The organism is Candidatus Synechococcus calcipolaris G9, assembly GCF_029582805.1.
GTDB lineage: Bacteria > Cyanobacteriota > Cyanobacteriia > Thermosynechococcales > Thermosynechococcaceae > Synechococcus_F > Synechococcus_F calcipolaris.
This window is the reverse complement of record NZ_JAKKUT010000002.1, coordinates 1,150,324-1,163,747: the sequence shown is the minus strand read 5'-3', so window position 1 is coordinate 1,163,747 and position 13,424 is coordinate 1,150,324. Positions and strand designations below refer to the sequence as shown.

The window sequence follows — 13,424 nt, the reverse complement described above, 5'->3', positions numbered from 1 at the left end:
GAGAATAAAAATTAAAAATTAAAAACATTCCATCCTTTGCTATCATCCCCAAGACAGGCTCAGCTTAGCTTTAGTGGATCTGCGGATCCTTAAAATGGGCGATCGCCCCGGCTTCATCTTTCAACATCAATGACAACATTACTTCAAAATACAAAAAATTGAAGTCATGCCAATTCAGAATTTGACCCATGTTTTTTTACAGCAATGGGCGATCGCCCTATCCCTGGGGTAGCGATCGCCGAGTCTGATCCGTTGATACTTTAGGTCTTGCTGGAATTAACGCACCTGTTGGGCAGGAATTTCTTTCACAGGTAAGGTGAATAGACGGAAAAACTCACCCACATTGGCTAAGTAAAGGGGTAGTTTCCGCAGACCCTTTAACCAACCTGGGGTGGTGTCATCGCTGACAATCTCATTCAGCTTGGCATTGTTTTCTACGCACCGTTCTAGGCGATCGTAAAATTCAGGATGTTCGACATCCAAGATGATTGGGAAAACCCGACCCGCCGTTTCATTGGTTTTGAGAATCACTTCCCGATCGTAGTCCCGGGCATTTAGGCCAATGGAGGCGTAAAAATCAGATCGCTGGAGATCATTCAGATACATGGTGACAAAGACCGACAGCAGGAAAAAGCGGCACCAAAGTTTGGGGGGGACAAGGGATACCATGAAATACCGGGCCCAGGCTTTGCCAGAAAAGGAACCAGGAATATCTTTAATTTTTTGCCAGAAGCTGCGGGGGCGATCTAGCATTTGGGGTTGGGCCCGCATCACCGCATCAAAGAAGTCTCCGTGGCGATTCTCATCCTGACACCAGTTTTCAAAGAAACGGAAAATAGGATAAATCCGATCTTCGGGGTTCTTTTCGAGATGGCGATAGATGGTGATATACCGCCAGTAGCCAATTTTCTCGGAAAGATAGGTGGCATAGAAAATAAATTCTGGCTCAAAGTAGGTGTAGCTGCGGCTCTGGGTTAAAAAGCCTAGATCCAAGGATAAATTAAAGTCCGACATGGCCTTATTGAGGAAACCCGCATGGCGAGCCTCATCCCGCGACATCAGCGCAAATCCTTCCGCTAAAACCGGGTTGCGATTTTTCAGCTTGCGGCTGAGTTCCTTGTAGAGCAAAAATCCCGAAAATTCAGCGGTGCAGGAACGCTCTAGAAATTCAATAAAGAGTTGCCGGGTTTCACCATCAATGTGATCCCAGGACTGTTCAAATTCTGCATCCCGGACAAAGTGGTGACGGTTATAGTCGGTGCGAAATTCTTCGATAATGGCCTGTAGTTCGTCCAGATTTTCGGAAACATCTAGCTCCGCCATTGCATCAAAGTCTGTGGTGTAAAAGCGGGGAGTGAGAATGGTCTCCTTCGCCGGAGCTTTGATACCGGGGCGTAGTTCGTCAAATTCAGGCTTGGTTACAGTATTGACCATAGTCGCTATGTCTCGATTTTGGATAATGGCACTCTGTTTGCATCCTACCGAAAAGGTTAGGGCTGATAACGATACATTACAGAAATGTTACATTGTGTAGACAAAATCCCAGGGATGGGGAGCTAATTAAGCCCTAAATTCAGTTGGGTGAGCAGGTGCTGGCGATCGGGTTCGAGGGACTTATCTAAATCCGGCAGAAAAATATTACTGGGCCATAGATCTTGGAATAGGGCAGAGAGAACTAAATTTTGGTTTGAGACAAAAAAGTCTACGGGTTGGGGGCCATCAATATGACGGCTGAGTACACCAAAGCCCGCCCGCTGAAATGTGACCGCAACCGCAGGAGACTTAAACCGGAGCCAGGTATCAAAGTCCGTGCGCGTTGCCGGATCCTCTGCATCAGAGATACTGTCCAATAAATCTTTCATTTGATGGGCCGGCAGGGTTTCTTGGGTGGCTTTGCTCCAGGCAGTTTGTAATAATCTGGGCCGATTCTGGGCCGATCCCCAAGCGAGTAAAAAAAGCTGATCCGGGCGCAGGTCTTGAAGATCAGGAACGGTGGGGGCCTGAAAGTCTTTTTGCTCAAACTCAATCAAATCCTGTAGGATGGCGGATTGAAATTGGGGAGGCAGATCCTTAAGTACCGCCATGGCCCCAGCGTAGTCTTTTTTCCACCAGAGTAAGACGGCATCGACTTGCCGAGCATAGCGGCCAGTGGTATTCGTCACCGGAAATTCCGTTTGTAAGGCTTGATAGCGATCGCTCAGGGCCTCTAAAACACGGGGATAGAGTGGGGTAAGTAGGGGGTCTCGCCATAGGGGACTGGTAATAAATGAGGGATCCCTGAGGGCTTCTAGGGTCAGGGCTTCCGTCCCTAAGGATTCCTGATTCAGGTAGAGTAGGGTCAGACCTAAACCTAGAAAATTCCCCCGTTTCGCAGGGACGAGCTGGCTGGCTCGCCCAAAGGGATAAAGCGCACCCTGGGGTTCAGTGCGAAGATATAACCATGCCACATTGCTATGGCCAAATTCCTGATCCGGTGAGATGCGATTCCCTTGGTTAAATTCAGCGATCGCCTGAGTCATTAAGGACTGCTGGTTTTCCCTGTCGGTTTCCGTTCCTCTCAGTCCCCGATTTCCTAGGTTCCAGCCCAGTTGAAAGGGATAATAGGGTTCCCAGGGAGCCAGTTCTTGGGCAGCAGTGAGTTTTTTAGTAAACTGTTCCCAATTTGGGGTCTCTTCCAGGAGAGCGAGAAAGCCTTGACTCGATAGTTGCCAGGCCCGTTGAATGGGAATTAACCAGAGAACTATGGCTAAGACGATTCCGAGGCCAATGCCGACGGTGGTTAGGGCATAGCGGAAGCGAGTGCGCGGCGGCGGTGACTGGCCCAGGCCGGTGCGGATAAATGTGGTGAGCAGGGCCAGTTCAAAAATGAGGATGCCGCTAATACTAATATTATCGAGTTGATAGTCCGTTACACTCAGGACGGCGTAGCCCCCAAAGGCAGCGTATAGGGCTAATACCCAGGGGCGATCGCCCCCATCTAGGCTATCCAGCCAACGGTGTCGTTGAAATAGCCAATAGAATAATAAACCCACTAGCAGCAGTAAACTAGCCACCCCCCACAGGCCCAACTCAGCCCAAATCTGCATGGGGGTATTGTGGAGTTGAAATACCAATTCCGCTTCCCGGCCCGCCCAGACCGGCCGATACCTCTGATAGACCAGGGGAACGGTTCCTAAACCATGGCCCGTCAGGGGATGATCCCAACCCATGAGCCAACCAGCCTCGGAAGTAATCCAACGGTAGGCCAGTTCCGTCCCTTCGTAGCCTTTGCCCAGAGCAAGGAGAGAGCGGCGGAGGCGGGAGTTAGTAAAAAATAAAAACAGGGCCATCACCAGTGTGATCCCAGTTCCCATGATCCAGGGGTGGAAAAACCAATGCTGTCCCCAGGGCGATCGCTGTCGCCATTGCTGCCAGATGGTCGGTGTGATAATCACTAAAATCGTAATCAGACCCAGCCAGCCACCCCGGGAATTGGTGGAATAGAGATCGACGAAGCCCAAGCCCAGGCCCCCTAACCAAAACCAACGGGTTCGCCACCAGCGATCGCCATTCCCACCTTGCCAGGCCAGTGCCCCCAGCAAGGGTAAACTGAGCAGCAAAAAGCCCGCCACATAGTTTTGATGACCCATGGGGGCCCAGTTGCGAAATTCTAGGTTTTGATGGTTCAGGCCAATATTGAAACCCTGAGTACTCAATTCTTGAATACGAAGATACTCTGGGAAAATCGTATCTTTGAGCCAGAGAAATAAGCTCCAGATGATAAAAACAATCGTGAAATAGCCCAGCCATTGAAGCAACTGTTGTTGGCGATCGCGCTTTCGCAGCCAGGCATTTAGGGCATAGAGGGCCGCACATCCCCCCACCGCCGCCCAGCCAAACCAACGGGCCTGATTGGGAAATTCACTAAACGTTCCCGAAATGCCCAAACCCAAAAGCAGCAGTAAGATCACCCCATCAAATCCATTGCCTAGGAGTTGAATCCGCCGTTGATAGGCCAGATTTTGCAAAAACCAAAGGATGGGTAGGATGAGGGTCACTTGCCAAATAAAGACCCAGGGCCAAGCCACCATTAGACTATGGCTATCTGGGAGTAGGGTAAATAGCCCATAGCCAAGGGCCGTGAAGAGGGCAAGGAGTTGACCTTCTTGTTTGGCAGCGCGATCGGAAATATTGTCAGCGGTCATGGGGGCCAAAGAAATAGGAGCGATTCAATAAAATGGGATTTAGAAAAATGGGGCAATGAGAACTCAATTAGAATCCAAGGGTATAGGGCCAGTAGCCATCTCCCCAACTGCCAATGTAGGGATCCGGTGTTAGGTAATCTAGACCCATCTGTTCTCCCCCCGTCCAGCCCACATAGTTGGGGTTGCCCACATAGCCATCATTGAGCAAACTATAGTCCTGGGCTTGGCGAATAATATCGGAGGCAGCCTGTTGACGGGCCAAGTCTGCGCTTTCCTCTAACTGGCGATCGGCACCCTCTAGGTTGGGCGCGGGTTGGGGTACGGGAACTCCCTGACTCTCAATGGGGCCCCCCTGCTCTAACAGTTCTGCACCACTTTGCCCCAAAAGAAGGGAGTGCCTGTAAGGCTCTAGGGCCTTGACTTCAACCATGGCTAGCAAGGCAATTCCTGCTCCGAAGCCAAGGGTGAGGGAATGGTGAATCATGGTGCTACTCCTCTGTAGGGCTGCATTATAGGGTTGCATTTGGCTCAATGGGGCAGTTAAATTCTATCATGCTCATTTTTGCGGACTGCGCACTAATCCTGGGATGTAACTAATGGTAGGGTCAAGGTAAAGGAGGTGATCCCTTCATTGCTTTGGGCATCGATTTCCCCGCGCAATTGTTCCACCAGTTTTTTGGTTAAAGCTAATCCTAAACCAGTTCCCCCTTGATGCCAGGGGTCTGCATTGGGAATTCGATAAAATTTTTCAAAAATACGCGGCAGTTCAGTGGCAGGAATTTCTGAGGGATTAATGACCTGAAACTGAATATAATCCCCGGCGATCGCCCTGGGATGGCTGGGTAAAATCGATCCATCAGAACTCATCACAACATTTAAGGCAATTTGCCCCGCCGCAGGGGTATACTTACAGGCATTATTTAATAATTCCGCAAGAATTCGTTCTAGGGCATGGCGATTGGATTCAATCTGGGGTAAGACTTCGGGGCGATGGATGTGGAGAGCTTGATTCCGTTGCTGCATGCGGTTGCGAAAAGGTTCTACCACTAAGGGGAGCCAACTATTTAGATCAATGATTTCCTGCTGAATGGGGGTGCGGCCGGCTTCTAGTCGTTGTAAATCTAATAAGTCATTAATCAGTTCCGTTTCTCGATTACATTCATTACTGAGAATGGTTAAATAGCGTTCTTGGCGTTGCTCCAAGGGAAATTGTTTCAACATATGAATGGCCATTTTGATATTTGCCATCGGGGTACGCAACTCATGGGAAACCGTACTGAGAAAATCATCTTTGAGGGCATTAAGCCGCTCTAGTTCCTGCATTTTTTGTTCCAGTTCAGCGGTTCGGGCTTGCACCTGGCATTCTAGATCCGCATTGAGTTCCTGTACCTGCTGATAGAGATGGGCTTGATGAATCGCTAGAGCACATTGATCCGCAATGGTTTTAACTAAACTAAGCTCATCTAAGGTCCAATGGTTGGAGTTGGAATGATGGGCACCTGTGATTGAGGGAGGATTAAGTATCGGGACTGCCTGGCCGTGATTAAGAATAGTCATCTCGTATTCTTCCTGTTCTTCGTACTCTTGATGTTCCACATTCCGATCAAGACGACTCTGGAAGAGAGTAATATTCCCTAGAAATTTATTAACATAGATCAGGGGAGTCACAACCACCACATCTAAGTGAAATTCCTTAAATTGGGATGCTAGGGAGTCCGGTAAGTTCTCTGAGTTAGCTAAAAGTAAGACTTGATTTCCCATGACAAGGGAATCTTGATAAATTGAGAGAGCCAAGTTATTTAGCTGTCCCAGTTGTAGCTCTACATCTGTTAAGGGAGGATGGCTAGAAACCGTTGTCGCTTGGTTCTTAGATTGGGTGATCAGACAACAGTTTGCCCCTAGGGCTTCTAATAGTAAATCGGCGGTAATTTGCAGCACTTCATCGGCAATCATGGTGGTTCGCATGGCCTGAATAATGCGGTTGATGACGGCTTCACGACGAGCTTGGTGGCGGAGTTGTTCTTCGGCCCGCTTGCGCTCGGTTACATCCGTAATATAACTGCGAATTAACTCACTCTCGTAAATATAATGAATAGATTGCTCGTAGATGCGCTGATGGTATTCCACCTCCCGCACATGGACTTTTTCCTCGGTTTGTTTCATGTAGCGGGCCATTTCCGGCAGCCCTAGCAAAATTGGATGGCGTACCCCATTGCGTTGTAAATCATTGAACTGCATCACCGCCGCTGGATTTAGATAGGTAATGGTTCCCTGGAGATCAATTTCTAAAATAGGGTTGGGGGTGAGTTCGGGATAGGAGGCGAGGCGAACAAGGGCCGCTTCACTAAATTCGGCAATGTCTTGATTGTCAACTGGAACAAGGGTGGCAAAGGGATTACTACTTTTGGAGAGAAAACCGAGAACATCCGTGCCTTTGCAGAACTCCGCAAATTCGTCATCACTCATGTTTGTCAGGGTGAGATAGCGAGCCCGTACATCGCCGCCCCAGACGATGGTGTCACCATGCTTGAGATCGTGGGAAAAACAGCGTTGACCATTCACTAAGATGCCGTTGGTGCTGCGTTTGCCCTGGAGATCGCCATCCACAATCCGAAAAATATAGCTGCCGGAGTCAGGATTGGTGACCCGCAAAAGTAGAGAATGCTGCCGTGAGACAAGTTTGGAATGGAGAACAATTGAATTGGTACTATCCCGGCCAATAGAGTAGGTTGCTGCTTCTAGCAGGATGGGACGACGACCTTCCGTATCTTCGAGGACGAGAAGGTGACGCACTTGCTGTCGTTGGGCTTCGGTATCCTTATCCTTCATGGTGCAGTTATAGGTTTGGATGCGGCTACTAGGTGCGCTCCCTGTAATCCAACCTTGGGATTGAGAACAATGGAGACCGGCAGTTGTTCTAGTAGGGGACGTAATCGACCTTTATCGACAAAGCTATCTAAAAATTTCCCATCCTGTAGTTTGGCTAAAATTTTAGCGGCAATGCCGCCGGCAATGTACACCCCTCCTAAGGGTAAGGTTTTTAGGGCGAGGTTGCCCGCTTCGGCCCCGTAGGCAGCAATAAACATATCTAGGGTTTTTTCACAGAGGGGGTCTTGACCTGCCATGGCTGCATCGCTGATGATGGCTGCATCTAATTCCCGACTCATCTGTTGGGCCAGCTTGGCAGATTCGGGAAATTTGCCCGTATCCCGCAGGTAGGCATAGATATTGCAAATACCCTGGCCGGATACGACCCGCTCAACGGACACGCGCCCCAGTTTTTTTAAGAGGTATTCTAACAGGCCAATTTCCAGGGGATTCCGGGGTGGATAGTCGGTATGCCCCCCCTCAAGGGGCAAAACTTGGTAGCGATCGCCCTGCCAGACTAATAGGGCTTCCCCCAGGCCAGTGCCGGCTCCAAGAATAGCAATGGGGGCGTGGTCATGGCTGGGCCGATCTTGGAGGACATACAGGTCTGCTCGATTCAGGGTTAAAATACCGTAACCGATCGCCACAAAGTCATTGATCAGAGTGAGATCAGGAATATTGAGGTCTGCGGCCATGTCATCGGCCCTGAGATGCCAACCTAAATTCGTGACTTGGGAGGTTTGATTAAAGACGGGGCCGGCGATCGCCAAGCAGGCTCGATCGGGATCATGGCCAGGAATCTGGTCTAAAAATTGGCGAATCAGGGGGGTGAGATGGGGAAAATCGCCACTGGCATAGGTCTCTTCCGCCAGAACTTTGACTTGGGGTGGGTTTACCTGAGTCAGGCGGAGAATGGTTTTTGTCCCACCAATATCGCCGGACAGAATTGTCGTCACCGTTGGGTTGCCTCGTACTCTCTTCTATTCTTGCTCTTACATTCTTGTCAAGGGAGGTATGGAAATTGTATCGAGTTTCTGGGCATTGCGGTTAGGCTAGATTTGCTCAGACTGAAGGCTCTCCCCATAATGGGGGCTAGGAGCTAAAAATTCTTAGCTCATTGAACTGATCACTGACCATTTCTTAGACTCTTTAGAGAAATAGGACAAACTGATGGCCCAGCTTACCTCGGCAGTGGTTCCCAGGGATTCAACCCCAATGCCCTCTGCCACGATCGCCCTGAATGTGGGGGGAATGCGTTGTGGCGGATGTGTTAAATCCGTGGAGCGGATCCTATTGGGCCAGGAACAAGTCACAGGGGCCGCGGTGAATTTAATGACCGGAACGGCGATGGTGACATACCAGGTAACATCCCAAGGAACAGAACTTGATCCCCAGGATTTGGCCGATCGCCTCACGGCCGCAGGATTTAAGACCCATGTTCCCAACCCGGCGGATCCCCTAGACTGGACGATTTCCCCAGCGGAATCCCCCTCTCCCTGGCCATTGGTATCTGCTCTGGGCCTGTTACTCCTCTCCAGCTTGGGCCATCTTCAGCATATTGTACCGATCCATGTACCGATTTTAAGTTCGATGCTCTGGCATTGGGCCCTGGCCACTGTTGCGTTGCTGGGCCCCGGCCGTCGTATTTTGCAAGAGGGGGGCCGGGGAGCTTGGGAAGGACGGCCCAATATGAATACCTTGGTGGCCCTGGGGAGCTTGGCGGCCTATGGGGCCAGTGGGGTGGCCTGGTTATGGCCCCAGTTGGGCTGGGAGTGCTTTTTTGATGAGCCGGTGATGATGATTAGCTTTATCCTTTTGGGACGCACCCTAGAGGAAAGGGCCCGTTCTCGTGCCAAGCATAGCTTACAGGCTCTTTTAGCTCTCCAACCGGCGATCGCCCAGTGGTTACCTCACCCCGATAGTGAGACCAGTTTGCCTGTGCCAGTCACCCAGATTCAACCCGGAGATTGGCTAAGGGTCTTAGGGGGGGATAAATTTCCTGTGGATGGCTATGTGGTGCGGGGAGAAACCTTGGTGGAGGAATCGATGTTAACGGGGGAATCCCTACCCGTGCCCAAGGTGGCGATCGCCCCGGACACCTTACCCCAACCCACGGATCAGCGTCTCTCCTACGTGATTGCCGGCAGTATGAATCAATTGGCACCCGTGACGATTCAAGCCGATCGCCGTGGTCAAGACACCTTTCTCGGCCAGATTCTTGCTCTGGTGACAGCGGCCCAAACCCGAAAAGCACCGGTACAACAATTTGCCGATACCTTGGCGGGGTATTTTTGCTATGGTGTCCTAACCTTTGCCGCCCTCACCTTTGCCTTTTGGTTCCTAGGGGGGCGATCGCTCCTGGGGTTAACGGATAGCCAAAGTGTGGCTTTAATCAGCCTAAAATTAGCCATTACGGTTTTGGTCATTGCCTGTCCCTGTGCCCTTGGCCTGGCTACCCCCACCGCGATTTTAGTGGGAACTAGCCGTGGGGCTGAACAGGGGCTACTCATTCGTGGTGGAGATATTTTGGAGCAGGTGCAGCAACTCACCACCATCGCCTTCGATAAAACCGGAACCCTCACCACCGGCAAACTGACCCTAGAGTCCCTAGAGTCCGTCAATGGCATGGATACCTCAGAGCTATTGCGCTGGGCCGCCAGTCTAGAGCAGGAGGTGCATCACCCCCTGGCTAACGCGATCGCCCAGGCTTGGCAAACCCATTGTGCAATGGCTGAGTCTGATGGTACGCCAAATGATAATGACATGGCCCAGAACCATCCAGCTCTCTTACCTGTAACCCATAAACAGGTCTGTCCCGGCCAGGGGATTCGGGCCGTCATTCAGGATCAACCCGTAGCCATTGGTCGTTTGAGTTGGTTAGAAACCCAAGGCATTGATATTTGCCGCGAACCCTCCCCTAGGCAAGCTATGAGCCAGATTGGCCTTGCCATTAACGGAGAACTGGCGGCCTGTTTTACCCTGGCGGATACGCTACGGGCCGATGCCAAAATAACCCTTGAGGCCCTCAAATCCCTGGGCTTAACCGTCCATGTGTTGACGGGTGATCAACGGGACGCAACCTTAGCATTGCTCCAACCCTTGAGCCTATCGCCGGAACAGATCCATACTCGCCTCTTACCCGGTGAAAAAGTGACATTAATCCAAACCTGGCAGAGCCAAGGAGAAAAGGTGGCCATGGTGGGGGATGGCATCAACGATGGTCCGGCCCTAACAACGGCAAATGTGGGTATTGCCCTAGCTAGTGGTACGGATGTGGCCCTAGAAGCGGCGGATATTGTCCTTATCCATAATCAGTTAGAGGATGTCGTCACCGCCCTTGCCTTAGGTCGGGCCACCCTGGGGAAAATTCGCCAAAATCTTTTTTGGGCCTGCGCCTATAACTTAGTTGGTCTGCCCATTGCGGCGGGGGTGTTGTTACCCCATTGGCACATTAGTCTCACGCCGAGTGTGGCCGCTGCCTGTATGGCCGTCAGTTCCATTGCGGTGGTAACAAATTCACTCCTATTGAAACCGCGATCGCCATTGCGGTGATCCGCGGGACTGATAAAATCAAGACACTTTAATCAATACATTCAAGGATGACCTATGGCAGTTTTAGCGTATTTTATCTGGGTTGCTGCGGTGATGGGGGTTGCGGTGGGTCTGTTCTATGGCCTGCGTTCCGCTAAGTTAATTTGACGTGAGTTCGGTTTAAGCAACGATGAGCGAGTCCATTGCTCAGTAACTGCTGCTGCCCCATCGGTTCAAACTGTCGCAGAAATCATCAACGGAGCAAAATAACTCTTCTAGATGAAACATAGAGCGAACAGAGGGATGGAAACTTAGCACGTTCAGCCGATCTGTTCTGTTCCTCTCTTTTCCCGAACTCACTTTAACTGAGTCCCAAGTAAGTATAGCTATCGTCACCTAGGTTAGGACGGGGTGCAGGGGTGGAACCCCTGGCTGGGGGCGAAGCCCCCACACCCCCTTATGAGAAATGTCCTAAGAGAAGAGGCGACAGCTATACTAGGTCACTTAGCCCTAGGTATCCGTCTCAAGGGATAATTGCTCCGAGGCACCTCGCCGCCGCCGCCGTCGTCCACTGGGGACAGCTACCTCAGCATTTTTTACTTCTGGGCTAGGAGCTTCTGCTGGAACTGGCAGGGGAGTTGGCTCAGGTTTTTCAGTGGGTTCATCAGACTCGTTCTTTGAGGAAGCTGAACCGATCCCATCCGGGGCGATCGCCGCCGTTTTTACCACAATTGGTTCAACCTTAATGACCTTGGTTGTTTTAGAAGAGGTCACTGGCGTTGTATCGTTCATACTTTCGCCCCCCTTAGAATCCCCAGGACTCTCAGACCCCTCACCATTCTCAGAACTTTCAGAATTCTCTGAACTGTCTTCATTGGCGATCGCTGGAGCTTCTTTTTCCGGCGGCGGTACCGGAGTCTGGCCCGGCAAGGCCACCATCACAACCGCCGATCGCACATTCTTGACCTCATCTGGATAGAGCACAATGGGGGAAATACCCATGGCCGCATAGATCTGCTGTTCTTCCTGGGTCATAGTGACGGCAATGACTTCACTGGGTTCAGATCGGGGACGGGGCGCACGGGTCGGCCGCGATGGACGACCACCACCAGAACTAGAGTTATCTCGATGGGTTTCCACCGGAGTCGCTTTCTCCGTGGGAATAACCTTAGTCACCGAGTTGGCCGGAGAATTAACCGCATCTGTTAGCTCCGGGGCGGGACTAGCATTTTTGCGACCATTACTGGGAGCCTCACCACGGGAACGGGTTGGCCGCGCTGGGGATCCATTCCCGCCACGGGAACGGGACGATCGCTGGCGAGTTCCTCCCACCTCCTGGTAGCCAGGATGATTAATAAGTTGAATATCACTGGCGCTGGAATCATAGCTATCACTGCGGGATTCAGGGGAACGTCGCGTCTCAATGGTTCGGGAAATCACCGTTCGCTCCAAACTTTCCCCCGGACTTTCCTCAGACTCCCCGGGTAAATGGACGAGATGACCATGGCCCCCACAGGCTCCACAGGGCCGACCAAACAACTCATAAATGTTTTGTCCCTGTCGTTTCCGGGTCAGTTCCACCAATCCCAGTTCTGACAATTGGGCAATTTGAGGACGGGCCTTATCTGCCCGTAGCTCCTTACTAAAATGCTCTAATAACTGAAGTTGATCACGGCGGGAATCCATATCAATAAAATCGACAATGATCACCCCCGCCACATTCCGTAGCCGCAGTTGACGGGCAATTTCGGTGGCCGCTTCACAATTGGTCCACAATACCGTTTCTCGGGCCGTGGCTGAACTGGTAAAGGAGCCAGAGTTGACATCCACAACGGTGAGGGCTTCCGTTGGCTCAATAATCACATAACCACCGGAGGGGAGATCCACCCGAGGCTTGAGGGCTTCGCGGATGGCGGCATTCACTCGGAAGTAATCCAGGATGGGAATATTTTCTTGGTGATGATCAATTAAAACTCCCACCGGTGGCTTATTACTATTCCAATTCATCAGGTGTTGCTTCACCCGCTTGACTCCACCGGCAGTATCCACCACAATCCGATTCACGTCACTGCTATAGACATCCCGCAGTACCCGCTGGATAAAATCATCATCCCGGCCAAGGAGGGTGGGGGGACGATTCGAGGCCGCCTGCTGCTGCACCGTTTCCCACTGCCGCTGCAATAGCTCTAAATCCTCTAAAATGGCTTCCTCGGAAACGCCCTCCGCCTCTGTCCGCACTAACAGGCCCATGCCCGCAGGCTTGACTAAAATACCGAGGGCCCGCAGCCGATGCCGTTCACTATCACTACCAATGCGACGGGAGAGATTCACCCCACGACCATAGGGCATCAATACTAAGTAGCGTCCCGGTAAGGACACATTTCCCGTCAGCCGAGGCCCCTTATTCCCCGTTGGTTCCTTCATGACCTGAACCAAAACCTTTTGCTGGGGAGTCAATAGCTCTGTAATGGCCCCAGCGGTGCGCTTCAGGCGCAGGGGGCCTAAATCACTGACATGGATAAACCCATTGCGAGCCGTATCCCCCAGATTCACAAAGGCTGCGTCAATACCGGGTAAGACGTTCTCAACAATTCCTAGGTAAACATCTCCAACTTGGTGACTTCCGGTGGCGACGATGAGTTCTTGAATTTGATCTTCAGCAAAAACGGCAGCAAGGCGAAACTGTTCGGCAATAATAATTTGCTTAGACATTAAATATCCTTAAAAATATTGAATGAGTGACCATGGCATTGGTTTTACATTAGTCAAAGGTTGGTTGGTTCTAGGGGCTTACCGGAAGCTCGGCCGCCCTAGGGGAACGAAGCCCTAGGAACCGCTACT

General features: G+C 51.2%; 8 protein-coding genes and 1 pseudogene. 2 read left to right on the top strand and 7 right to left on the bottom strand.

Features of this window, described 5'->3' with window-relative positions:
- Nucleotides 1-276: 276 nt before the first annotated feature.
- From acsF to L3556_RS08500, 5 genes are all read right to left on the bottom strand, one after another.
- Nucleotides 277-1,434: a magnesium-protoporphyrin IX monomethyl ester (oxidative) cyclase gene (gene acsF, locus L3556_RS08520; RefSeq protein WP_277866853.1), complete on the bottom strand. Its 1,158-nt coding sequence runs from the start codon at nt 1,432-1,434 to the stop codon at nt 277-279.
- A 122-nt stretch (nt 1,435-1,556) separates the two neighbouring features.
- Nucleotides 1,557-4,184 (bottom strand): O-antigen ligase family protein, encoded by a 2,628-nt coding sequence (locus tag L3556_RS08515; RefSeq protein WP_277867627.1) that lies wholly within the window; start codon nt 4,182-4,184, stop codon nt 1,557-1,559.
- 67 nt (nt 4,185-4,251) lie between these two features.
- Nucleotides 4,252-4,668: a hypothetical protein gene (locus L3556_RS08510; RefSeq protein ID WP_277866852.1), complete on the bottom strand. Its 417-nt coding sequence runs from the start codon at nt 4,666-4,668 to the stop codon at nt 4,252-4,254.
- A gap of 92 nt (nt 4,669-4,760) precedes the next feature.
- Nucleotides 4,761-7,013, bottom strand: a complete 2,253-nt coding sequence (locus tag L3556_RS08505) for an ATP-binding protein (RefSeq protein ID WP_277866851.1) — start codon at nt 7,011-7,013, stop codon at nt 4,761-4,763.
- Nucleotides 7,010-8,008 (bottom strand): glucokinase, encoded by a 999-nt coding sequence (locus L3556_RS08500; protein ID WP_277866850.1) that lies wholly within the window; start codon nt 8,006-8,008, stop codon nt 7,010-7,012. Before L3556_RS08500 ends, L3556_RS08505 begins: the two co-directional genes overlap by 4 nt.
- 214 nt (nt 8,009-8,222) lie before the next feature.
- Here L3556_RS08500 and L3556_RS08495 point away from each other — a divergent pair, with 214 nt between their 5' ends.
- Both L3556_RS08495 and petL read left to right on the top strand, forming a co-directional pair.
- Complete coding sequence (locus tag L3556_RS08495; protein WP_277866849.1) at nt 8,223-10,604, top strand: heavy metal translocating P-type ATPase; 2,382 nt, start codon at nt 8,223-8,225, stop codon at nt 10,602-10,604.
- A gap of 54 nt (nt 10,605-10,658) precedes the next feature.
- Complete coding sequence (gene petL / locus L3556_RS08490; RefSeq protein WP_277866848.1) at nt 10,659-10,751, top strand: cytochrome b6-f complex subunit PetL; 93 nt, start codon at nt 10,659-10,661, stop codon at nt 10,749-10,751.
- 4 nt (nt 10,752-10,755) lie between these two features.
- On the opposite strand, the pseudogene L3556_RS16310 reads toward petL, so the two are convergent.
- Both L3556_RS16310 and rne read right to left on the bottom strand, forming a co-directional pair.
- Nucleotides 10,756-10,871 (bottom strand): annotated as a pseudogene (locus L3556_RS16310) (IS982 family transposase); the annotation flags it as partial.
- A 222-nt stretch (nt 10,872-11,093) separates the two neighbouring features.
- Nucleotides 11,094-13,295: a ribonuclease E gene (gene rne / locus L3556_RS08485; protein ID WP_277866847.1), complete on the bottom strand. Its 2,202-nt coding sequence runs from the start codon at nt 13,293-13,295 to the stop codon at nt 11,094-11,096.
- Nucleotides 13,296-13,424: the final 129 nt, after the last annotated feature.

What these genes read in the sequence shown, in the direction of transcription:
- acsF (WP_277866853.1), bottom strand. Translation starts at nt 1,434, where the DNA reads ATGGTCAATACTGTAACCAAGCCTGAATTTGACGAACTACGCCCCGGT.
- L3556_RS08515 (WP_277867627.1), bottom strand. Translation starts at nt 4,184, where the DNA reads ATGACCGCTGACAATATTTCCGATCGCGCTGCCAAACAAGAAGGTCAA.
- L3556_RS08510 (WP_277866852.1), bottom strand. Translation starts at nt 4,668, where the DNA reads ATGATTCACCATTCCCTCACCCTTGGCTTCGGAGCAGGAATTGCCTTG.
- L3556_RS08505 (WP_277866851.1), bottom strand. Translation starts at nt 7,013, where the DNA reads ATGAAGGATAAGGATACCGAAGCCCAACGACAGCAAGTGCGTCACCTT.
- L3556_RS08495 (WP_277866849.1), top strand. Translation starts at nt 8,223, where the DNA reads ATGGCCCAGCTTACCTCGGCAGTGGTTCCCAGGGATTCAACCCCAATG.
- petL (WP_277866848.1), top strand. Translation starts at nt 10,659, where the DNA reads ATGGCAGTTTTAGCGTATTTTATCTGGGTTGCTGCGGTGATGGGGGTT.
- rne (WP_277866847.1), bottom strand. Translation starts at nt 13,295, where the DNA reads ATGTCTAAGCAAATTATTATTGCCGAACAGTTTCGCCTTGCTGCCGTT.